General features: G+C 38.1%; 19 protein-coding genes. 14 read left to right on the top strand and 5 right to left on the bottom strand.

What is annotated here, in order from left to right:
- The first annotated feature begins 1 nt into the window (after position 1).
- The 5 genes from tig to yihA all read left to right on the top strand — a co-directional run bounded on the left by tig (position 2) and on the right by yihA (position 7,493).
- A complete protein-coding gene (gene tig, locus ACMW72_RS07305; protein ID WP_418368195.1) occupies positions 2-1,285 on the top strand; it encodes a trigger factor in 1,284 nt (427 codons plus the stop codon).
- Between the two features lie 128 nt (positions 1,286-1,413).
- Positions 1,414-2,682 carry an ATP-dependent protease ATP-binding subunit ClpX gene (gene clpX, locus ACMW72_RS07300; protein ID WP_418368194.1) on the top strand — a complete coding sequence of 423 codons (1,269 nt, stop codon included), beginning with the start codon at positions 1,414-1,416 and terminating at the stop codon, positions 2,680-2,682.
- 144 nt (positions 2,683-2,826) lie between these two features.
- Positions 2,827-4,515 carry an ATP-dependent protease LonB gene (lonB, locus tag ACMW72_RS07295; protein ID WP_418368193.1) on the top strand — a complete coding sequence of 563 codons (1,689 nt, stop codon included), beginning with the start codon at positions 2,827-2,829 and terminating at the stop codon, positions 4,513-4,515.
- Between the two features lie 72 nt (positions 4,516-4,587).
- Positions 4,588-6,912, top strand: a complete 2,325-nt coding sequence (gene lon, locus ACMW72_RS07290; protein WP_418368192.1) for an endopeptidase La — start codon at positions 4,588-4,590, stop codon at positions 6,910-6,912.
- Entirely contained in the window at positions 6,909-7,493 is a 585-nt protein-coding gene (gene yihA, locus ACMW72_RS07285) for a ribosome biogenesis GTP-binding protein YihA/YsxC (RefSeq protein WP_418368191.1), read from the top strand. Before lon ends, yihA begins: the two co-directional genes overlap by 4 nt.
- Here yihA and ACMW72_RS07280 read toward each other — a convergent pair.
- The 4 genes from ACMW72_RS07280 to ACMW72_RS07265 form a co-directional block, all read right to left on the bottom strand.
- Positions 7,488-8,414, bottom strand: a complete 927-nt coding sequence (locus ACMW72_RS07280) for a DMT family transporter (RefSeq protein WP_418368190.1) — start codon at positions 8,412-8,414, stop codon at positions 7,488-7,490. The two genes, yihA and ACMW72_RS07280, sit on opposite strands and share 6 nt — an antisense overlap.
- A 17-nt stretch (positions 8,415-8,431) precedes the next feature.
- Positions 8,432-10,120, bottom strand: a complete 1,689-nt coding sequence (locus ACMW72_RS07275) for an HD domain-containing phosphohydrolase (RefSeq protein WP_418368189.1) — start codon at positions 10,118-10,120, stop codon at positions 8,432-8,434.
- 242 nt (positions 10,121-10,362) lie between these two features.
- The gene (locus ACMW72_RS07270; protein ID WP_418368188.1) at positions 10,363-11,184 is read right to left on the bottom strand and encodes an ABC transporter permease; all 822 of its coding nucleotides are present in this window, start codon (positions 11,182-11,184) and stop codon (positions 10,363-10,365) included.
- A complete protein-coding gene (locus ACMW72_RS07265; RefSeq protein WP_418368187.1) occupies positions 11,177-11,947 on the bottom strand; it encodes an ABC transporter ATP-binding protein in 771 nt (256 codons plus the stop codon). The genes ACMW72_RS07270 and ACMW72_RS07265 overlap by 8 nt, the downstream gene beginning before the upstream one ends.
- Positions 11,948-12,118: 171 nt before the next feature.
- On the opposite strand from ACMW72_RS07265, the gene ACMW72_RS07260 reads away from it, so the two are divergent.
- Positions 12,119-13,894 (top strand): M3 family oligoendopeptidase, encoded by a 1,776-nt coding sequence (locus ACMW72_RS07260; protein ID WP_418368186.1) that lies wholly within the window; start codon positions 12,119-12,121, stop codon positions 13,892-13,894.
- Between the two features lie 164 nt (positions 13,895-14,058).
- On the opposite strand, the gene ACMW72_RS07255 is transcribed toward ACMW72_RS07260, so the two are convergent.
- Positions 14,059-15,066 (bottom strand): ABC transporter substrate-binding protein, encoded by a 1,008-nt coding sequence (locus ACMW72_RS07255; RefSeq protein WP_418368185.1) that lies wholly within the window; start codon positions 15,064-15,066, stop codon positions 14,059-14,061.
- Positions 15,067-15,182: 116 nt separating this feature from the next.
- Here ACMW72_RS07255 and hemA point away from each other — a divergent pair, with 116 nt between their 5' ends.
- From hemA to hemL, 8 genes are all read left to right on the top strand, one after another.
- The gene (hemA, locus tag ACMW72_RS07250) at positions 15,183-16,586 is read left to right on the top strand and encodes a glutamyl-tRNA reductase (protein ID WP_418368184.1); all 1,404 of its coding nucleotides are present in this window, start codon (positions 15,183-15,185) and stop codon (positions 16,584-16,586) included.
- A 9-nt stretch (positions 16,587-16,595) separates the two neighbouring features.
- On the top strand, positions 16,596-17,405 hold the full coding sequence (ccsA, locus tag ACMW72_RS07245; protein ID WP_418368183.1) for a cytochrome c biogenesis protein CcsA: 810 nt from the start codon (positions 16,596-16,598) through the stop codon (positions 17,403-17,405).
- Positions 17,406-17,421: 16 nt separating this feature from the next.
- Positions 17,422-18,072, top strand: a complete 651-nt coding sequence (locus ACMW72_RS07240; RefSeq protein ID WP_418368182.1) for a precorrin-2 dehydrogenase/sirohydrochlorin ferrochelatase family protein — start codon at positions 17,422-17,424, stop codon at positions 18,070-18,072.
- Positions 18,069-18,992 (top strand): hydroxymethylbilane synthase, encoded by a 924-nt coding sequence (gene hemC / locus ACMW72_RS07235; RefSeq protein ID WP_418368181.1) that lies wholly within the window; start codon positions 18,069-18,071, stop codon positions 18,990-18,992. The genes ACMW72_RS07240 and hemC overlap by 4 nt, the downstream gene beginning before the upstream one ends.
- A 3-nt stretch (positions 18,993-18,995) precedes the next feature.
- Positions 18,996-20,528, top strand: coding sequence for a uroporphyrinogen-III C-methyltransferase (cobA, locus tag ACMW72_RS07230; protein WP_418368180.1), 1,533 nt, complete (start codon positions 18,996-18,998; stop codon positions 20,526-20,528).
- Positions 20,529-20,608: 80 nt separating this feature from the next.
- Positions 20,609-21,589, top strand: coding sequence for a porphobilinogen synthase (gene hemB / locus ACMW72_RS07225; RefSeq protein ID WP_418368179.1), 981 nt, complete (start codon positions 20,609-20,611; stop codon positions 21,587-21,589).
- 1 nt (position 21,590) lies between these two features.
- Positions 21,591-22,643, top strand: coding sequence for an Lrp/AsnC family transcriptional regulator (locus tag ACMW72_RS07220; protein WP_418368178.1), 1,053 nt, complete (start codon positions 21,591-21,593; stop codon positions 22,641-22,643).
- A 5-nt stretch (positions 22,644-22,648) separates the two neighbouring features.
- Positions 22,649-23,941, top strand: a complete 1,293-nt coding sequence (gene hemL, locus ACMW72_RS07215) for a glutamate-1-semialdehyde 2,1-aminomutase (RefSeq protein WP_418368177.1) — start codon at positions 22,649-22,651, stop codon at positions 23,939-23,941.
- Positions 23,942-24,063: the final 122 nt, after the last annotated feature.

The raw sequence follows: 24,063 nt of genomic DNA, 5'->3' as shown, positions 1-24,063 counted from the left end.
AATGCAAACGAAATGGGAAAAGATAGAAAAGAATAAAGTAAACCTTCATGTTGAAGTTGAGATGGAAAAATTAGATGAAGCATTAGACAAAGCATTTAAAAAAGTAGTAAAACGCGTTAACGTACCAGGTTTCCGAAAAGGAAAAGTACCTCGAAAAATTTTTGAAGCGCGGTTTGGCGTAGAAGCCTTATATAATGATGCTTTAGATATTTTAATACCTGAAGCATATGAACAAGCGATCAACGAATCTGGTATTGAGCCAGTCGATCGTCCTGAGATCGATATAGAAACCCTTGAAAGAGGAAAACCTTTTGTGTTTCATGCGACGGTAACTGTAAAACCAGAAGTTGAGCTTGGAGAATATAAAGGAATTGAAGTTCCAAAGAAAGATTTCTCGGTTAAAGAAGAAGATATCGAAGAAGAATTAAAACAACTTCAAAACCGTCATGCTGAAATTGAAGTATTAGAAGACGGTGAAGTTCAAAATGGGGATATTGCCGTCATCGACTTTGAAGGTTTCTTAAATGGAGAACCCTTTGAAGGTGGAAAAGGAGAAAAATATTCCTTAGAAATCGGATCTGGTACCTTTATTCCTGGATTTGAAGAACAATTAATCGGAATGAAAAAGGGAGAAGAAAAAGAAATTCAAGTCACTTTCCCAGAAAACTACCATAATGAAGATTTGGCAGGAAAAGAAACTACCTTTAAGGTAAAAGTACATGATATCAAACGCAAAAAACTCCCTAAATTAGATGATGAATTTGCCAAAGATGTAGATTTTGAAACTTTAGATGAATTAAAAGCAGATATCAGGAAAAAACTTGAAGATCGTATGAAACATGAGGAAGAACATTATCGTCGTGACACGGTAGTTGAAAAAGTAACGGAGAATGCAACCGTTGATATTCCAGAAGTCATGATTAATAATGAGGTCCAAACCATGATTCGTGAATTTGAACAACAATTGGCCTATCAAGGATTAAACCTAGACCTATATTATCAATTCACGAATTCCGATGAATCTGCCCTAAAAGAGCAATTCAGGAAAGATGCAGAAAAACGTGTCAAAACCAGCTTAGTCCTTGAAGCGATTGCGAAAGCAGAAAATATTGAAGCGACAGATGAGGATGTAGAAAAAGAATTACAAAATCTTGCAGAGCAATATAAACGCGATGTAGAAGAGATTCGTTCTTTATTCACAGCACGTTCCAATGGTATGGAAGGTTTAAAATCGGATATCCAAATACGTAAAACCATTGACTTCTTGGTTGAACAAAGCAAATAATCAAATTACAATATAATAAACAGGGCACGGAATTCCGTGCCTTGTTTTCACAAAATAAACTGTTATATTCTTAATCAGACTAGCTCATACTTTTTTTAGTACCTTTGTAGAAGGGGCGTAGAATTTAAATGTTTAAGTTTAGTGATGAAAAAGGAACTTTAAAATGTTCATTCTGTGGGAAATCTCAAGATCAAGTACGCAAATTAGTTGCTGGACCAGGTGTATATATTTGCGACGAGTGTATTGAACTATGCAATGAAATCATTGAAGAGGAGATTGGAACAGAAGAAGATCTCACGTTGCAAGATGTACCAAAACCTTTAGAAATAAAAGATTTTTTAGATCAATATGTTATTGGTCAAGAAGATGCAAAGAAATCGCTTTCTGTTGCGGTATATAACCATTATAAGCGAATTCATACGCAACAAAAGTTTGATGATGTTGAACTGCAAAAAAGTAATATCCTATTAATCGGGCCGACAGGAAGTGGGAAAACGCTCTTAGCGCAAACGTTGGCCAAAATCTTAAATGTTCCTTTTGCTATTGCCGATGCCACTTCTTTAACCGAAGCAGGATATGTGGGTGAAGATGTGGAGAATATTTTATTAAAATTAATCCAGGCTGCAGATTATGATATTGAACGGGCGGAAAAGGGAATCATCTATATTGATGAAATTGATAAAATTGCAAGAAAATCAGAAAATCCATCGATCACGCGAGATGTATCTGGTGAAGGGGTACAGCAAGCACTGCTAAAAATCCTTGAAGGTACAGTTGCAAGCGTACCTCCTCAAGGCGGAAGAAAACATCCCCATCAAGAATTCATTCAAATTGATACCACCAATATTCTCTTTATCGTTGGTGGGGCATTTGATGGACTTGAGAATATTATCAAGCGTCGACTTGGTAAAAAAGTGATCGGTTTTGGCACAGAGAAAACGAATTCGGAACTGAAAGATGAGAATATTTTAACCAAAGTTCTGCCAGAAGATTTGCTCAAATTTGGGTTGATTCCTGAATTTATTGGCCGTCTTCCTGTGGTCGCAACTCTTCAACCACTAGATGAAGAGGCACTCATTCGCATTCTTACTGAACCTAAGAATGCCTTGGTTAAACAGTATCAGAAGATTTTAGAAATGGATAATGTGCAGCTTGAATTTGATCAAGAAGCATTAATTGCCATCGCAAAGGAAGCTTTAAAACGGAATACGGGTGCTAGAGGTTTACGTTCCATTATTGAAACCGCATTATTAAATGTAATGTATGAATTACCATCACGACAGGATGTTTCCAAATGTGTGATTACTGAAGACACGATTATCAAGAAATTCCCTCCTATACTCTATAATAAAGAAGGAAAAGTGATCCGTTTAAAGCCTCAGGAGGAAAGTGCGTAATAACAGAAACATTGGGTTTGTATATTTCAACGAAATATACAAACCTATTTTTAATTTATTTAAGCTTCTATTGATTATCGTTCCTCCTAAAAGGAAATACTATCTTTTATCAAGCAAAAAATGGAAAACTTTTGGGAGGTAATTATGAACGTTACCGCATTATTGATTAGTATCCAAGTGTTTTTTGGGATTATCATTGGTTTATATTTTTGGAATCTATTAAAAAATCAACATCAAAATAAAGTTGCCATTGATCGAGATTCAAAAAAAGAGTTAGAAAAATTATATAAATTAAGACAAATCTCCCTAACAGAACCCCTCGCTGAAAAAACAAGACCTCGCCATTTTAAAGAAATCGTCGGGCAAGAAGAAGGATTAAAAGCTTTGCGTGCCGCATTATGTAGTCCCAACCCTCAACATGTGATCATCTATGGACCACCTGGTGTTGGGAAAACCGCTGCTGCCAGACTTGTCCTTGACGAAGCGAAACAACTCCCTTATTCTCCTTTTAATCAAGATTCAAAATTTGTAGAAATCGATGCGACAACAGCGCGTTTTGATGAACGAGGGATTGCCGATCCATTGATTGGTTCTGTTCATGACCCCATTTATCAGGGTGCTGGAGCGATGGGGGTAGCGGGTATTCCTCAACCAAAGCCAGGAGCCGTAACAAGAGCTCATGGCGGTATTTTATTTATTGATGAGATTGGCGAATTGCATCCTATTCAAATGAATAAACTCTTAAAGGTTCTTGAAGATCGAAAAGTGATGCTAGAAAGTGCTTATTATAATTCAGAAGATACCAACATTCCAAAGCATATCCATGATATTTTCCAAAATGGTTTACCAGCGGATTTTCGTTTAGTAGGGGCAACAACAAGACAACCCCATGAAATTCAGCCAGCTATTCGTTCCCGTTGTTTAGAAATTTTCTTCAAACCCCTAACAACGGAACATATCGGTGAAATTATTAAAAATGCTTTGGATAAAATTGCGATGGATTATGATCCTGAGGTCATCGAAGTAGGGAAACGTTATGCAACTAACGGTCGGGAAGCAGTGAATCTCGTTCAAATATCTGCAGGAATTGCTCTATCTGAACAGAGGAAGAGAATCGAAGTGAAAGATATAGAATGGGTTATTAATAGTAGTCAAATCTCACCAAGGCCTCATTTCAAAGTATCCTCTGAACCCCAAATTGGCATTGTTAATGGGTTAGCGGTTTATGGGCCGAATATGGGTGCGCTTTTAGAGGTGGAGGTAACCGCAAAAAAAGTAAGGAAAGGTCAAGGAAAGATAAAAATTACGGGAATTGTAGAAGAAGAAGAACTTGGTGGTGGTCAAAAAACCCTTCGCCGTAAAAGTATGGCTCTTAATTCTCTAGAAAACGTGCTGACCGTACTACATCATCAAACAGATATTGATCCCTATGATTACGATATACATGTAAATTTTCCAGGAGGAACTCCCATTGATGGACCTTCAGCTGGGATTACCATATTGACTGCGATCTATTCTGCAATCAAAAAAATTCCTGTCGATTCTGAGGTTGCTATGACTGGTGAAGTGAGTATCCATGGAAAGGTAAGACCCATTGGCGGAGTGATTACGAAGATTGAAGCGGCAAAAGAGGCAGGAGCAAGAAAAGTGATTATTCCGAAAGACAACTGGCAACAAAGTTTTGAAGAATATCCAGGAATAAAAGTCATGAAAGTAGAAAATATTGAAGAAGTATTAAAAATCGCTCTAATTGGCAAAAAGGAGAAATCCTACCAAAAAACTGCTCAAGTGTACACGGCAACACCAACAACAGGTTTTAACTCTATGAATTAGACAAAAATACAAAGATAGGATAAAATTTCATCTGTAAAACGATCCTAAACGATCAGTTTGGAGGTGACAATCATGGCTACAGATAACGAAAGAAAATCACTCCCACTCTTACCATTAAGAGGACTATTGGTCTATCCAGGAATGGTACTTCATTTGGATGTTGGGCGGGATAAATCAGTAAAGGCTCTTGACCAAGCCATGATGAAAGAAGAAGCCCAAATTCTCTTGGCGACACAAGAAGAAATTCAAATTGATGAGCCAAGTATTCACGATATCTATCGCATTGGAACAGTAGCCAAGGTACGACAGATGTTAAAACTTCCGAATGGAACGATTCGTGTATTGGTAGAGGGGCTTTATCGAGCAAGAATTATCGAGTACATAAAAGAAGATAGCCATTTTGAAGTCATATTTATCAAAATGGAAGAGACGGATTCAACAGGGCTAGAAGTTGAAGCTTTAATGAGAATGGTGTTGGAACAATTTGAGCAATATGTAAGGATGTCGAAAAAGATTACTCCTGAAACTTTGGCCGCAGTAAGTGACATTGATGATGCAGGGAAACTAGCGGATGTTATTGCTTCCCATCTTCCTTTAAAAATTAAAGATAAACAAGAAATTTTAGAGATTACCTCGGTAAAACAACGCTTAGAGAAAATATTACATATATTAAATAATGAGAGGGAAGTTCTTGAATTAGAGAGAAAAATCAACCAACGTGTCAAAAAACAGATGGAAAAGACGCAAAAAGAATATTATTTGCGCGAACAGATGAAGGCAATTCAAAAAGAATTAGGCGACAAAGAAGGACGTCAAGCCGAAGTTGACGAACTTCGGGCTAAACTAGAGAAGTTGGAAGCACCTGATTATGTTAAAGAAAAGATCGAAAAAGAGATCGACCGTCTAGAAAAGATCCCTACTACCTCTGCTGAAGGGGGAGTCATTCGTACATATGTGGATTGGCTATTAGACTTACCATGGACAGAAAGTACCGAAGATGATTTAGATATTAAACATGCAGAAGAGGTTTTAAATGAAGATCATTATGGGTTGGAAAAAGCGAAGGAAAGAGTTCTCGAATATCTTGCTGTCCAAAAACTAGTCAAGAAATTAAAAGGGCCGATTCTCTGTTTCGTTGGTCCTCCTGGAGTTGGTAAAACCTCTTTGGCCAAATCGATTGCTCGGGCACTTGGAAGAAAGTTTGTACGCATCTCTTTAGGTGGTGTTCGAGATGAATCAGAAATACGGGGACACCGGAGAACTTATGTAGGAGCCATGCCTGGACGGATTATTCAAGGAATGAAAACGGCTGGAACCATCAATCCTGTTTTTATCTTAGATGAGATTGATAAGATGGCTTCTGATTTTCGCGGTGATCCAGCAGCTGCCCTGTTAGAAGTTCTTGATCCTGAACAAAATTATTCTTTTAGTGATCATTATATTGAAATTCCCTATGATCTATCTCGAGTCATGTTTATCACGACTGCAAATTCAACCCATACAATTCCTAGACCCCTTTTAGATCGGATGGAAGTATTACCCATTTCCGGCTACACCGAGCTAGAAAAGTTGCATATTGCGAAAAACTATCTTTTATCAAAACAGATGAAAGAGCATGGTTTATCCAAAGATAAAATGCAGGTTCAGGATGAAGCCATGATGGAAATTATTCGTCGTTATACAAGGGAAGCAGGAGTACGTAATCTGGAAAGAACCATTGCCACCCTTTGTCGCAAAGCAGCTAAAATGATTGTTTCCGAGGAAAAGAAAAAAGTAATTGTTACCGCAAAGAATTTAAGCCAATTTTTAGGCAAACCTATGTATCGCTATGGAATCGCTGAGAAGGAAGATCAGATTGGAGCGGTTACGGGATTAGCTTGGACCCCTGTTGGGGGAGATACGTTAACGGTTGAAGTTTCCATCTTTCCAGGAAAAGGGAAACTCACTCTCACAGGACAACTTGGTGATGTCATGCGTGAATCGGCTCAAGCTGCATTTAGTTATATTCGCTCGAAAGCCAAGGAATTCAATATTGATCCCGAATTTACGGAGAAAAACGATATCCATATTCATGTACCTGAAGGCGCAATTCCTAAGGATGGACCCTCAGCTGGAATCACGATGGCAACTGCCCTTGTTTCTGCTTTGACAGGAATTCCTGTCTCAAGAAGTATTGCGATGACAGGAGAGATTACGTTACGTGGCCGGGTTCTCCCCATTGGAGGGTTAAAGGAAAAATCGTTAGCTGCCCATCGAGCCGGAATCAAAACTGTGATCATCCCAAAGGAGAATGAAAAAGATTTAGAGGATATTCCTGAGAGCATTAAAGAGGATTTAGAATTTGTTCTTGTTGAACATATGGATCAGGTCTTAAAAAAGGCCTTGGTGAAAAAATGAAAATAATCAATGCAGAAATGGTGATTAGTGCGGTCAAACCGGAACAATATCCAAATGATGGCCTACCAGAGATTGCTTTGGCAGGGCGTTCTAATGTTGGCAAGTCTTCATTAATTAACAAAATGTTGCAACGAAGATCTTTAGCACGTACCAGCTCTAAACCTGGAAAAACGCAAACGATTAATTTCTATCGGATTAACAAAAATTTTTATTTTGTTGATTTACCCGGTTATGGGTACGCACGAGTATCAAAAACGGTTCGGGAACAATGGGGTGAAATGATCGAGAAGTACCTAACCAGTCGTGAGAATCTAAAAACGGTATTATTAATAACCGATTTGCGTCATCCCCCCACCAAAGATGATAAGATGATGTATGATTGGTTAAAGCATTATCATATTCCCGTTATCGTAATTGGAACCAAAGCAGACAAGATTCCTAAGGGAAAATGGGAAAAACACAAGAAAATTGCTAAAGAAACGTTACAATTTGATCCCAATGATACTTTTATTATTTTTTCTTCAGATACGGGACAAGGACGGGATCAATTATGGGATGAATTAAAAAAGGTCGTGTCATGAGACACGACCTTTTCGCTTTATCAGTTGAAAGATGGATTGGAATAGATCTGGAGGCAATTCGACCATAATCATTCCGATAAAAATCAGTAAACCTCCTATGATGGTCCAATGATTCATCACCTCATCGTGAACGATGTAAGAGGTAATGGCAGCAAATACAGGTTCCATTGCAAAAATAATTGCTACTCTTGTAGGTGTGGTATAACTTTGAAAGGTTGTTTGGGCAACATATGCGAATACTGTTGCCAAAAGTGAAGTAATCAATAATGCAATCAAAACATCTTTTTGAATGAAATTGTGAAAACTTAATTGCTCGAAATCATCAAATAAGAACATCACGATTCCATTTAATAATGCAACCGTCGTAATTTGGATCCAAGCAAGGGAAAGGGTTTCGTATTGGGGAGCAAATTTTCCTGTAAATACGATATGTAAAGCAAAAAAGATCGCACAAAGGAACACAAGTGTATCTCCCCATGCAAAATGTCCTCCTTCCATCATCGTCATCAAATAAAGGCCAATCGTAGCTAAAGAAACTCCTAAAATCGTTGGCCATTTTGGCAAAATTTTTAGCAAGAAAATAGAAAATAAAGGAACCAAAACCACAGATAATCCTGTAATAAACCCTGCTTTTGCTGCAGTAGTATAGGTTAATCCAATGGTTTGGAAGGCATATCCGCCAAAAAGGAAGATTCCAAGAATAATACCTGAACTCCATCCTTTTTTACCAAGCTCAACGACTCCTTTTCGATTTTTCATTAAGATATAAAGAAGCAAAAAAATCGATGCGATAGAGAAACGAATCCCGTTAAACGTATAAGGGGGTAAAATGGCTATCGCATTTTGGACAACAACAAAGGTGGTTCCCCAAATTAGAGCCACCGATAATAAGATCAAATCAGCAATCATTCCCTTTTTCACTTCAAATCCTCCACTCTTCAATTCGCTAAATAGGAAACAAGGCCATATTCTTGAGACATGTGGATCTGTTTTAATAGATCATAATGCTGATTATATACCCTTGTGAAGGCTTCAACAACTAGGGGGTCGAATTGTTTTCCACTTTCTTCTTTAATGATATGATAAGCTTGTTCCATACTCATACCTCGGCGATAAGGACGATTTGATGTCATTGCATCAAATGCGTCAGCTACACTGATAATTCGAGCTTCAATTGGGATTTCTTCATCTTTAAACATTGAAGGGTACCCATTTCCATCAAAACGTTCGTGATGGTGAAGGATTGCATTTTTTACCCGATCAAATTGGTCAATTCTTTCGAGAACTTTCGCACCAATCACAGGGTGTTGTTTGATACACTTATATTCATTCGGATTTAATTTACCCGGTTTATTTAAAATGTCTAATGAAATCCCGATTTTGCCGATATCATGAAGAATCGCTGCTGTCTCAATATCCCGGATCTGATCTTTCGGTAATCCGAGCTTACTTGCGATTAAAGAAGAATATTCATAGACCCGATAAGAATGTCCTGCAGTATAAGGATCATTTAATTCTAGCAATTCAACAGTCGTTCGGATAAGGTCAAGCCTCCGTTGATAGAGGCGATCTTCTCTTAATTTTAATGCGTGCAGCATCTGATTAAAATGTTCACTTAGATCACTGAGTTCCCCTTTATTCTTAATTTCAATCCTTTCATTGAATGAAGAAAGAGAATCACCCAAGACTTCTTCGGTTATTCTTCTCGTCATTTTTGCAAATTGCTCTAATGGATCTAAGATTTTTTTGCGAAATACATAACCGAGTAGTAACACACTACCAATCGAGAAGATCACCCAGATGATGAATTGAAGTTGTAATTGATAGACAGGTTTTAAAAACCGCTCTTCAGGTACAAATGCGGCAATCGTATAAGGGTAATCTTTTAAAGTAGAATAGGTTACATAATGCTTTTCATCATTCAGTGTGATCTCTTGAATTTGTAATGGAGAAGAATCATTTACTAAGTTTTTAAAGAAAGTTGGATGGGGATTTAAATCTCTATGGTCGGATACAATGATATTTTGATTTGCGTCTAATAGAAAATAGGAATAGTCAGAATACCCTTTTTTTAGAATGTTCTCTTTTACTTTTTCAAAGCTTAATTCGATGCCGATCATTCCGGCAAAGCGGCCATCTCGAAGAAGTAAGGGTTCTGCGATACAAGAAGTTGGTTTCTTCGTAAGCAATGAAGTGGTTTGTCCAGTGAAAAGTTTTTCTTTACTTTTTTTCACTTCTAAAAAGCAAGGTTTATTTTTAAACGTTAGGGAAGCCGTTTCTTTTGCTTCTGGATAGAGGGTAATGATTTGGCCATCTTGATCGATCAGATAAATCGTTTTAACCACATTGTCCATCTGATCGTAAAAATTTTTTAATAACGCTTTTTTCTCATTGAGTGAGGATGAAACGATTGCTGAGTTTCGCGAAAATATATCTAAGCTTGATTCAACGGAAGATAGGTATTGACTCATTTCCATTGATAGATTATCAATGTTTTTTATAAAATATTCTTTTTCTTTTTGCGTTGAAGATTGATTGACGAGATAAATCGCTACTGATGCAAAAATAAGAAAAGGAATGAGAATATAAATGGAAATATAAAGGAGCAGTTGGTTCCGTAATCGCATTAAAAAATCTCCCTTTTTAAAAGTAATTTTAGTTTGAATATAACAGATTTTGTCAAAAACACTCATCTTTTTTTGGAATTTCATTAAAAGTTCATATTTTTATTAAAGAATTTGTCAGATTGCTAACCTAGATTATAATAATTCTAATTTAATTGGATGTAATCCTGCTTTAAAAAATTTTACTTTACAAAAAAAATGAAGGCCACCAGATGGTAGCCTTATGTAGAAGCAACATTAGTAAACTATTCATGGGTTGATAGGATTTTCTTTTCAATATAAGCAACGATTTGGTACATGAGTGTCGCTGCAATGCTAATAATCAACAAACTCATCATCACTAATGTGAGATTGAACACTTGAAATCCATAAATGATCAAATAACCTAACCCTGCTTTGGAAACCAGAAATTCGCCAACGATGACACCAACCCAAGATAAGCCAACATTGACCTTTAACGTAGAAACGATCGTAGGAAACGATGCAGGCAAAATGATTTTGAAAAAAGTTTGGTATTTTCTCGCACCAAAAGTTTGCGCCAGTTTTAAGTAATTAGGGTCTACTTCTTTAAAACTGGTATATACGACAATTGTCGTGATGATAATCGATATCGCTAGCGCCATCGCAATAATCGATACATATCCAGCGCCAAAAGAAACGATAAAAATAGGACCAAGAGCGACTTTTGGCATTCCATTTAAAACCACCAAATAAGGATCCAAGACTTTTGCCATAAAAGGGGAGATCCAAATCAATGTAGCTAAGAGTGTCCCAAGAACAGTACCTAAAATAAAACCAACGGCTGTTTCAAACAATGTAACATAAATATGGTGTTGTAGTTCTCCAGTAGCAAGCATTTGCACGAAAAGATCCCAAATTTTGCTCGGACGGCTAAATAGGAATTCATCGACAAGGCCAAAACGAACAGCAACTTCCCACATTCCGATAAAGAAAATCAATAATATGATTTGTGCAATTCTTACATAGATTTGATTCTTACGAATTTGGATAAGATACTGTGCATGATCTTCTGACTTGGCCCCCTGGCTTAAAAAGCGTTTAATCATGGTCATCCATCTCCTCCCAAATCATCTCAAAATAGGTTTGAAATTCGGGTTTTTCTCTCGTTAAGAAGGGCGTTGTATTTCTTAGGAACTCTGGGATTTCAATGATTTTTTTGATATAGCCGGGGTTTTTCCCAAGAATAATCACTCGATCAGACATTGCAATCGCTTCACCAAGGTCATGAGTAACCAAAATCGCAGTTTTTTGATGCTTTTTAATGGTTTTTGCAACGAGGTCTTCTAATTTTAGTTTCGTTTGATAGTCAAGGGCAGAAAAAGGTTCATCAAGTAAGAGAATATCAGGGTTAGTTGCAAGTGTTCTTACCAAGGCAACACGCTGTCTCATTCCTCCTGAAAGTTGATTCGGATAGGTTTTTGCATATTCGGATAATCCCATTTCATCTAATAGATAAAGTGCATGTTTTTTTGTAATGGAATCTAAACGTCCTTGAATTTCAAGACCTAAAAAGATATTGTCTTCAATCGTTCTCCATTTTAATAGGTAATCTTGTTGTAACATATAGCCAATCTTTCGCGAGGGACCTTCGACGATTTGATCATCGATCATAATTATCCCTTCGGATGGAGGAAACAGCCCTGCGATCATGGATAAAATCGTACTTTTTCCACAACCGCTTGGTCCAACTAAGCTGACAAACTCACCTGTATTTACCGTAAAAGAGATATCTTTTACTGCAACAATTTCTTCTGTTTTTGTATGGTAATTTTTGCTGACTTTTTCTAAGGTAATGGTGATGTTATTCATCCTCATCACTCCTTCAAGTTATCCTATTCACTAGGCAGGTGTTGGGTTCATGAAGAAATGTGGGTTAGTAGGATTTTCTAGAATGAAGTGGAAATCCTTATATAATAGTAGAGCAAATTGTAATAGTAATAGCCAAAACATTTCGAACCTTATATAGAGGGGGATTCGATCATGGAGATGAGATGGAATTTAGCTGCGTTATATCCATCTCTAGATTCTGAAGAATTGAAAAGGGATTTAGAAATGGCGATTCATGAGATTGAACAGATTAAGAAGTGGACCGAACTGGAGTTGAATTCTTCAGAAAATGCAGTTCGGAAAATTGAAGACTATTTAAAAATGCAAATCTCTTTTTTAAACCGGTATAATCGTCTCTACCATTTTGGCGAATTAACATTAAGTGTTGAAGCGAAAAATGAAAAAGCATTAAAAACAGTAGAGCGTTTAGAAGAATTAGGGACAGAATTAAAGGAACCTAATGTCAAATTCCAAAAGTGGCTTTCCCAAATCTCCAATCTAGACCAACTGATTCCTACATCCCCTAACCTTAAAGAACATCGTTTTTATCTCCAAGAGTTAGTGGAGAAAAGTCGCTATCTTCTAAGTGATAAAGAAGAAGTGGTTCTTGCAAAAATGAAAAATACGGGATCTAGTGCTTGGTCGAAATTGCAGGAATTATTAACTTCTACTTTACTCGTTGACATTACGATTGATGGTGAAGACAAACAACTCCCTTTGCCTGTTGTCAGAAATATGGCTTATGATGCGAACCCTACCGTTCGAAAAACAGCTTATGAAGCAGAACTCAAAGCTTATAGAAAGATTGAAGAATCTTCAGCTGCAAGTCTTAACGGGATTAAAGGTGAAGTGATTACTGAAAGCAAAATGAGAGGTTATACCTCGCCATTAGAAAAAACCTTAATCGATTCTAGAATGGACCAGAAAATTTTAGACGCAATGCTTACCGCCATTCGCGAAAGTCTACCATCTTTCCATCGGTTCTATCGCAAAAAAGCCGAAATGTTAGGGCATCAAAATGGTCTACCCTTTTACGACTTATTTGCACCAATCGGTAAAGTTGACAAAAAGTATACCTATGAAGAGGCAAGGGATTTCATCGTGACCCATTTCCGCCAATTTAGTGACCGTTTAGCCGATTTTGCCGAGCATGCGTTTACACATCAGTGGATTGATGCAGAACCGAGAGAAGGAAAACGCGGTGGAGCTTTTTGTTCTAATTTACATGAAATTAAAGAAAGCCGTATCTTATCGAACTTTACAGGTAGTTTTAGCGATGTCACCACTTTAGCCCATGAATTGGGTCATGCTTATCACGGGGCTTGTCTAGCAGAAGAATCGATTTTAAATAGCGATTACCCCATGCCCCTTGCAGAGACAGCATCCATCTTTTGTGAGACGATCGTTAAGAATGCAGCATTAGAACAGGCTGAAGAAGAGGAAGCATTGTTTATTTTAGAAAACGATATTTCCGACGCAGGCCAAGTAATTGTTGATATCTATAGCCGTTTTCTCTTTGAAAGTGAAGTCTTTAAACGAAGGGAAGAAGGCTCATTATCGGTGGATGAACTAAAAGAAGTGATGCTCAATGCGCAAAAAGAAGCATATGGCAATGGCTTAGATCACCAATACTTACATCCATATATGTGGGTTTGTAAGCCTCATTATTATTTTGCCGATTATAATTTTTATAACTTTCCCTATGCCTTTGGCTTATTATTTGCCAAAGGGTTATATGCAGAGTATCTAAAACGGGGAAAAGAATTTGTCAAAGAGTACGATCAACTTCTGTCGGTGACAGGAAAAATGAAGATTGCCGATGTCACCAAAACCATGGGGATTGATGTGACACAGGTTGATTTTTGGCGTAATTCACTCAAATTGATTGAGCAAGATATTGAGACGTTTGTGAATATAAGTAGTAAGTAATTTGCAAAGCTTCTCCTCTCAAAGGTAGTAAGTGAGTTGCAAAAGCGATGACTTCAAAAAAGGTTAAAGGTATGGAGAAAAGAAGTGCGTTACAATTACAAATCATCTAATAAAAAAAAACGGAGTGGAATACTCCGTTTTTTAGCAGGAATGACAATTTTCTCTTATCTCATAGCCTTTCTTGCAAAATCAGTATTGACGATCTTTTCATAAGGTGCTTTTGACTTTAATTCGCCGGCATTTTCCATCACTTTTTCAAGGTTGTGATATTCTTCTTCATCAATGATGGGATTGGTTGCCCAAGACCCTTGAGAGCGATAGCGATCCAATACTCGTAACATGAGTTTCCGATCGAACTCAGGGAATTGAGGAGAAATCGCATCGGCAATTTCTTCTATTGTGTGATTCTCTACCCATTGTTGGGCTTTGTAAATGGCATTGGTAAATTTTTGGATCTTTTCTGGATTTTTTTCGATGGTGCTTTGTTTTGTAATAAATACGGTGTAAGGTAATTTTCCACTATCTTTACCAAAAGAAGCAACCACATACCCTTTTCCATCTGCTTCAATTTTGGAAGCAATCGGCTCAAATAATTGAACAAAGTCACCTGTTCCAGAGACAAATGCTGGACCTAAGTTGGCATAGTCAACATTTTGGATAATAGTGTTATCCACTTTTGGACGAATACCGTTTTTCATTTGTACATATTCACTAACCATTTCTGGCATTCCCCCTTTTCTTTGGCCAAGGAGGACTTTTCCTTTTAATAGATCCCAGGAAAAGTTTTTAATGGGTTCCCTTGATACTAAGAAAGAACCATCTGTTTGCGTTAATTGGGCAAAGTTGATAGCAGGATCCTTGGCATTTTGGCTGTAGACATAGATGGTTGTTTCCGTTCCCACCAGAATAATGTCTGCACTGCCGCTGACAAGGGCTGTCATCGTTTTATCCCCGCCATTGGCATTAAATAGTTCCACATTTAATCCTTGTTCTTTAAAGAATCCTTTCTCTATGGCCACATATAATGGCGTATAGAAGATGGAGTGGGTCACTTCTGCTAAACGAATTTTTTCTTGGGTTTTGGGTGTGGAAGAATCAGAACATCCGGCGAAAAATGTAAATGTTGTAAGTAATAAGATTGTAAGGCTTGTTTTCAAGATTTTAGTAAACATAAGGCACCTCCACGTTTGCCTATTTTCTTTCACAGTATCATATGTAAGAGGATTTGAATCGGTTCAAAAAAAAAGTGTGGATTTAATCGATCAATGTTATAATGGAGTTAAATGAAATGGATACGGATACAAACTGGAACTATGGGTGGGTATGGGTTATGTATGTAATAGTAGTAGGGTTGAATCATCGAACAACCCCTGTAGAGATTCGGGAAAAATTCACTTTTCAAGAAGAAGAACTCCCAAAGGCATTGTCCCAATTAAAACAAATGAAAAGTATTTTAGAAGCCGTAATCGTCAGCACCTGCAACCGGACAGAAATTTATGCGGTCGTTGATCAGTTGCATACAGGAGAGCATTTTATTAAACGGTTTTTGTCCGAGTGGTTTTACCTTCCCAAAGAAGAATTCATTCATTATTTATATGTCAAACAAGATCAAGAAGCGACCGATCATCTATTTAAAGTCGTCACTGGATTAGATTCGATGATTGTTGGTGAAACCCAGATTTTAGGCCAGGTTCGGGAAGCTTTTTTCATTGCGCAGAAATATCAAGGGACAGGAACGATTTTCAACCATTTGTTTAAACAGGCGATTACCTTTGGAAAAAGAGTTCATACAGAAACAGGAATCGGACAAAATGCGGTATCGGTTAGTTATGCAGCTGTTGAATTGGCTAAGAAGATCTTTGAACGGTTTGAGGATAAATCGGTATTGATTATTGGCGCTGGGGAGATGAGCGAACTAACGGCAATTCATTTACATTCCCACGGTGTGCAAAACGTCATGGTTGTCAATCGAACCCTTGAGAAAGCAAGGGATTTGGCTTCTGCCTTTCACGGGGTTGCTTATACGATGGAAGAGTTACCCCAAGCCTTATTTCGAGCGGATATCGTCATTAGTTCGACAGGGGCTGATTCTTTCATTTTATCCCGTACCCAGGTAGAAGAAGTGATGAATAAAAGGAGTAACCGGCCTTTATTTATGATTGATATTGCCGTTCCTAGGGATCTTGATCCAACCATACAAGAGTGTGAGAATGTCTATCTCTTTAATATTGATGATCTTCAGGAAATCGTCGATGCCAATATCCAAGAAAGGATACGAATCGCGGAAGAAATTAAAAAGAAAATTGAGCAAGAGGTTGAAGCATTTTATCAATGGGTGAATACCTTAGGGGTCATTCCTTTGATTGCCAAACTACGAGAGAAAAGTTTAAAGATTCAAGAAGAAACGATGAAATCTCTTGAACATAAACTGCCTCACTTATCTGAGCGTGATTTAACGATTATTCGCAAACATACCAAAAGTATTGTGAATCAAATGTTAAAAGAGCCGATTCTTAACCTCAAAGAAAAGGCTATTGAACCTGACGCTCCATTGATGATGGAGTATTTCATGAAGATTTTTGGGATTAAAGAAGAAGAACTAGAGGGTTCATTGCAATTTGCAAAGAAAAAGAACAAGGAACTTGATTATTTAGAACATAGATGGGAACTGAAAACATCGTTTTTTAAGTAGGGTTTTAGGATGAGTGGATGGATTTTTCTCGTTTTCATCTTCTATTCTTTTAGTCTTGGCATCCGTATGTCCAATCTATTTACGACAACAAGCAGAAAGAAACATTTAGCGGAGATCAGTCTGTTTCTTGGCGGGTTGATTCAACTTTTGCTCTTTCTTATTACTTTTTTTAAAAAAGGGTATTTTCCTTTATTAACCATTTATGATGTTCTTTATTTTTATTCATTGATTGTCATCATTCTAGCGATGATGATTCAACGTTTCTTTCAGGTAGATGTTTTTGAAATCTCCATTATAATGGTTGGATTTTTCTTGCTATTATTAGCAGTAATCATCGGAGAGACTTCGCCTACAATCGATGAACATTTTTTATCTCGATTTCTATTTCTCCATATTCTTTTAACGTTGACCAGTTATGGCATTTTTTCCTTGTCCGCTTTGTTTTCGCTTTTCTTTTTGTTGTATGAACATTTGTTAAAACAGAAGAAATGGAATTTATTAACGAAAAAGATGCCCAGTCTGCAACGATTAGAAAAAAATATATTTTTGGCCAATTTATTTGGAAATGTATTTTTATTTATTGGATTGCTGTTTGGATCTATTTGGGCAACGACCTTCTTCCGCTTTACATTTTTCTATGATCCTAAGGTAATGATCTCCATCCTTGTGTTCACGATGTATGTTGTCTTTTTCATTCAAAGGCAAAAGGGGAATTGGAGCAGTAAACAATTATCCCAGTGGAACCTTCTTTGTTTCATGATGGTTTTACTGAACTTTTTACTTTCCCACTATTTCCAATCTTTTCACCATTGGTTTTAGGTAAGAGGTGGATTTGATGAAAGACTATTATACAATGCTTGTGAATATGGAAAACCGCCCTTGTCTTGTCATCGGGGGTGGAAAAGTAGCGGAAAGAAAAATCCACCGATTGCTGCAATCAAAAGCGAAAGTGACGGTGATTAGTCCTTCCGTAACTGAGCAAATTCACAAGTTGGTGGAAAAGCAACAAATCATTTGGTTAGAGCGGGAATATCAAAAAGGGGACATGAAAGGGTTTTTTCTCATAATCATTGCAACCGACCAAACAGAAGTGAATCAAAGGATTTATCAGGAAGTCAATCATCAGGTGCAACTCGTGAACGTAGTCGATGCTCCTGAATTATGTACCTTTTTGGTTCCTTCAACCGTGACAAGGGGGCATTTGCAGATATCCATCTCAACCCATGGGGCAAGTCCGGGATTAGCGAAAAAAATCCGCCAAGAAATAGAGCAAACTTACGGAGAAGAATATGAAATCTATACCCGTTTTTTAGCGGAAATGAGAGAATGGATTCTAAAGCAAGACTTAGATCAAAGTACTCGGCAATATTATTTTGCGAAAATGTTAGCAGATGAAGTGTTTAAGCGAATCAGAAAGGGAGAATTCATACGAATCATGGAAGAGTTGAAACAGGAGATTATACAGAAAAGGGATGTTCTTCAATGAGGAAAATTATTGTAGGTTCAAGGAGAAGTCAACTAGCACTGGTGCAAACAAAATGGGTCATTCAACAATTAAAAATCTTTTATCCAGATGTAGAGTTTACGATCAAGGAGATCGTGACGAAAGGGGATAAAATCCTTGATGTTACCCTTTCAAAAGTTGGTGGCAAAGGACTATTTGTGAAAGAAATCGAACAAGCGCTCTTAAATGGTGAAATTGACTTAGCAGTACATAGTATGAAAGATATACCGTCAGAGATGCCAAAAGGGTTGATATTAGCTGCTGTGCCAAAGCGTGAAGATCCAAGAGATTGTCTTGTTTCGCATTCTAATTACACTATTGACACCTTGCCAAAGGGGGCAAGAGTAGGAACCAGCAGTTTACGGCGAGGGGCACAAATCCTCGCTTATCGAAGTGATCTTAAGATCGAATCGATTCGGGGGAATATCAATACCAGATTAGCCAAACTTGAATCAGAGGAACTCGATGCCATTATTTTAGCGGCTGCCGGTCTTCATAGGATGGGATGGAAGGAGAGAATTACTCAGTATCTCGATCCTAATACCTTTATTCCTGCAGTTGGACAAGGGGCATTAGCTGTTCAAGCGAGAGAAGAGGATAAAGACATCCTACAAATGTTGGCGAAAATTGATGATCCTTTTACAAGAACTCTCGTATTAGCAGAAAGAGCTTTTCTTCACCGTTTGCAAGGCGGATGTCAGATTCCCATTGGAGCTTATGCCAAATGGAATGAGGGGCAAATTAATCTTATTGGTCTTGTTGCTTCTGTTGACGGGAAAACGGTGCTGAAGTATCAAGACCAAGGATCTAAAGAGGAAGCTATAACTTTAGGAATCAAAGTTGCTGAGCGTTTATTGGCAATGGGAGCTGACCAAATCTTAGCTCAAGTGAAAGGAGAATGATGGATGGGAATTGGTAAAGTGTTTTTAGTTGGGGCAGGTCCTGGAGATCCCAAGTTAATTACGCTTCGGGGAAAAGAAGCGATTGAACAAGCAGATGTAATTATATATGATCGCCTTGCCCATCCTTCTCTATTAAAATACGCGAAAAAAGATGCAGAAAAGATTTATGTCGGGAAACGTCCAGATCACCATACATTTAGGCAGGAAGAAATCAATCAGTTGTTAGTGGAGAAGGCCCTTTCGGGGAAGATTGTCACTCGCTTAAAAGGGGGAGACCCTGCTATTTTTGGCCGTGTCGGGGAAGAAGCAGAAAGCTTAGCAGAACATCACATTCCCTTTGAAATTGTTCCAGGGATTACCTCTGCCATTGCTGTTCCTGCTTATGCAGGGATTCCTGTCACCCATCGGAACTATACTTCATCTATTGCCATTGTTACAGGTCATGAAGATCCGACTAAGAACGAATCCAATATTGATTGGGCGAAACTATCTACCGCAACAGGTACGTTAATCTTCTTGATGGGAGTTTCTAATCTCCCGATCATTACTAAGAAACTGATGGAAAATGGCAGAGATGAAAATACACCCATTGCCTTGATTCGTTATGGAACTCGTGTTGAACAAAAAACCGTTGTTGGTACGTTAAAAGATATTGTTCAAAGAGTAGAAGAAGCAAAATTAACTTCACCAGCGATCATTATTATTGGCGAAGTGGTCAAACTGCGAGAAAAACTTCAATGGTTTGAGAAAAAGCCATTATTTGGCAAACGAGTTCTTGTTACTAGGGCAAGAAGTCAGGCAAGCGAATTATCTTCATTGATTCAAGAATTGGGAGGGGAACCTGTAGAATTCCCTGTGATTAAGATCGTCCCACCAAAAGATTCAGAAGCATTTAACCGAGTGATTCAACAGTTAGAACAATTTGATTGGGTGATTTTTACCAGTGTCAATGGGGTTCAATCCTTTTTTGATAAGCTAAAAAAGATGAGAGTGGATATTCGGAAAATGGCAAAGGCTCGGATCGCCGCCATAGGCCCCAAAACCGCTCAACTATTAGAAGAAAAAAGCCTTATTGTCGATGTACTTCCCCAAGAATTCAAAGCGGAGGGGTTACTTGATTCGATCAAAGATCAATTACAACCAGGGCAAAAAGTATTACTTCCTCGAGCAGACATTGCAAGAAAGATTCTACCTGAACAATTAAGAGAAAAAGGCTTAGAAGTAGTAGAAATCGATGCCTATGAAACAGTGATCGATGCAGAAAATAAAGATGAAATTCTAGACCTATTAAAAGAGAAGAAGATTCATATTATTACATTTACCAGCTCATCAACGGTTCGCAATTTTGTCGAAGCATTTAAGGAAGAGCCTATACAAGAGCTGTTAGAAGGAGTGACTTTAGCAAGCATTGGCCCAATTACGACGGAAACCGCTACATCCCTTGGCTTGAATGTAACGGTTACGGCTGATGAATATACCATACCAGGACTGGTAAAAGCAATTTCCGAAAGAGTAGTCTATCAAAAGGGTTTGTGATTAGCAAAGGCGACGACTTTGCAGAGTGCACGGAGAACACAGACGCGTTGCAAACATTCCACATGAAAGGAGTAGTTGACATGGAACTGCAATTTAAACGCCATCGACGTTTACGCCAAAATGCGGCAATTCGTAACTTAGTACGCGAAACCCAACTTCATCCTTACGATCTTATCTATCCTTTATTTGTTACCTATGGAGAAAAAGTTCGAAATGAAGTACCTTCTATGCCTGGGGTATACCAACTATCCTTGGATGAACTAGAAAAAGAAATTAAAGAAGTCGTTGATCTCAATATTCAAGCTGTGATTCTTTTTGGAATTCCTGAAAACAAAGACGAAGTGGGAAGCGGGGCTTACGATGATCAAGGTATCGTTCAAGAAGCGATTCGTCTCATTAAGAAATTGGCTCCAGAACTAATCGTAATTGCGGATACCTGTCTTTGTGAGTTTACCGATCATGGACATTGCGGTATCGTGCAAGAAGGAAAGATTCTAAACGATCCATCACTTGACCTGTTGGCAAAAACGGCAGTTTCTCAAGCGAGAGCAGGAGCGGATATTATTGCCCCTTCGAATATGATGGATGGATTTGTGGCAGCAATCCGTTATGGTCTTGATCAAGCAGGATTTACTGACGTACCGATTATGTCCTATGCTGTCAAATATGCATCTGCTTTCTATGGTCCATTTCGAGATGCGGCCCATTCCGCACCACAATTTGGTGACCGCAAAACTTATCAAATGGATCCAGCCAATGCGAGGGAAGCTCTTCGCGAGGCTGAATCTGATGTTGCTGAAGGTGCAGATTTATTAATCGTAAAACCTGCATTGGCTTACATGGATATCATTCAGCGCGTGAGAGAGCAATTTAATTTACCTGTGATTGCCTATAATGTTAGCGGCGAATATGCCATGGTAAAAGCAGCAGCACAAAATGGCTGGATTGATGAACAAAAGATTGTCCTAGAGATGTTAACAGGAATGAAACGAGCAGGAGCGGATATGATCATTACCTACTTTGCCAAGGACGTGGCCAAGTGGTTACAAGGGAGGAACTAACATGAGTGTACAATCAATCGATACCATCAACCAAGAATTACTCAATCTCATCCAAAAAGATTTTCCATTAGTAAAACAACCATTTCTTGCAATGGGAGAGCAGTTAGGGATTTCGGAAAAAGAAGTGATCGAACGTTTACTAGCATTAAAAGGAACAGTGATTCGGCAAATCTCTGCTATCTTTGATACGAGAAGTCTTGGCTATCAATCGAGCCTTGTTGCAGCAAAGATCCCTCCAGAACGTTTAGACCAGGCTGCTCAAATCATTAATCAACATCCTGGAGTTTCCCATAATTATAAACGGAACCATGAATTTAATCTTTGGTTTACCATTGCAATTCCTCCAAATAGCAAATTAGGTTTGGAAAAGACGATAGAGATACTTGGTCAAATGGCTGAAGTAGAATCCATTCGGATCTTACCAACCCTAAAACTATTTAAAATCGGTGTCCAATTAGACATGACAGGAAAAGAAACCAAAAACAAAACAGAAGCACCGATCTATAGTGAGAAAAAAAGAAAAGAAATCCAACCATTAACTGAGAAAGAGATTGAAATGATTCGTGTATTACAAAAAGATTTAGAAATTGTTTCTCGTCCTTTTGATTCATTAGCGAAAGAAGCAGGAGTAACGGTAGAAGAGTTATTGAATCAAGCGAAGGTTTTTAAGGAGAAAGGGCAAATGCGGCGGTTTGCTGCAGTTTTACACCATCGCAAAGCAGGATTTACCGCGAATGGTATGGGGGTATGGAAGGTTCCTGAAGAAAGGCAAGAAGAAGTAGGGTATAAAATGGCGGCATATCAAGCCGTTAGCCACTGTTATCTTCGACCAACCTATCCCGATTGGCCATATAACATCTTTACGATGGTTCATGGACGAAGTGAACAAGAAGTAGAAGAAATTCTTGAGATGATGGCAAAAGAAACAGGAATTACAGAGCGTGCGGTTCTATATTCGACAAAGGAATACAAAAAGACAAGAGTGCAATATTTTACAAAAGAAATGGAAGAATGGGAAGAGAATGTTATTCATCAATATCAGATAAAGGAGTAAGAAGGATGGAACGATATCGAAATTCAATCGAACAATATGCAATTGCCAAGGAGTTAATGCCTGGCGGTGTGAATAGTCCAGCTCGTGCTTTTCGTTCTGTTTCACGCAATCCTGTTTATATGGATCATGGAAGAGGTTCAAAGGTCTACGATATCGATGGTAATGAATATATCGATTATGTGGCTTCATGGGGTCCCCTTATTGTCGGACACGCCCATCCCGAGGTCATTTCCTTTGTCCAAGAAGTATTAGCAAAGGGAACTAGTTTTGGTACTCCAACCGAATTAGAAACAGAAATGGCAAAACTCATCATCGAATTAGTACCATCTGTTGAAATGGTACGAATGGTCAACTCGGGAACAGAAGCCACCATGAGTGCGATTCGCTTAGCAAGAGGTTATACAGGAAGAAATAAAATTCTTAAATTCGAAGGCAGCTACCATGGACATAGCGATAGCTTATTAATTAAAGCAGGATCAGGAGTGGCAACATTAGGACTGCCTGATAGCCCAGGAGTGCCTGAAGGAACTGCGGCTCAAACGATTACGATCCCTTACAATGATTTAGAAGGTGTAAAAATTGCGTTTGAAAAATTCGGTGAAGATATTGCCGCGATTATCGTTGAACCTGTTGCAGGTAACATGGGCGTTGTCCCACCTAAACCTGGGTTTTTACAAGGTCTTCGGGAGATTACGAAACAATATGGGGCTTTATTAATTTTTGATGAAGTGATGACGGGTTTTCGTGTTGGCTTACACAGTGCTCAAGGCTTATATGGAGTAACTCCTGATTTAACCACACTGGGAAAGATTATTGGCGGAGGTCTTCCAGTTGGAGCTTATGGTGGAAAACGGGAGATCATGGAACAGATTGCGCCTGTAGGTAAAATTTATCAAGCCGGTACTTTATCAGGCAATCCTGTGGCGATGGCGGCAGGAATTGCAACGATCAAATTATTAAAGCAGCCAGGAGTTTATGAGGAATTAGAGCGCAAATCGCATTTACTCGCGGAAGGCATGGATAAAAATGCAAAGGAATTAAATATCCCTCATCATATCAATCGTGTAGGAGCCATGATTGGTTTCTTCTTTACAGAAAAAGAAGTATATAACTATGAGACGGCAAAGACATCCAATCTTGAGTATTTCAAGCAATATCATAGCTATATGCTCGATCATGGTATTCATATTCCACCCTCCCAATTTGAGGGAGTTTTTATGTCAACGGTTCATACGGATGAAGATATTGCTAAAACGTTAGAAATTCAATATGAGGCGTTGAAGTCGTTAAAAAGATAATACTAGTCCTTTTAAAAAAATGAACTTTTTTCATTTTGGTCCGTCTTTTAAAAAGGAATATAAATTTAAAAAGACATGTCTACTTGACATGCCTTTTTGTTTGCAGTTATATTGCTAATATT

It is taken from the genome of Tepidibacillus sp. LV47 (assembly GCF_048381575.1).
Taxonomy (GTDB): Bacteria; Bacillota; Bacilli; order Tepidibacillales; family Tepidibacillaceae; genus Tepidibacillus.
The sequence above is the reverse complement of the archived record's forward strand: the minus strand, read 5'-3'. Positions and strand labels throughout refer to the sequence as shown.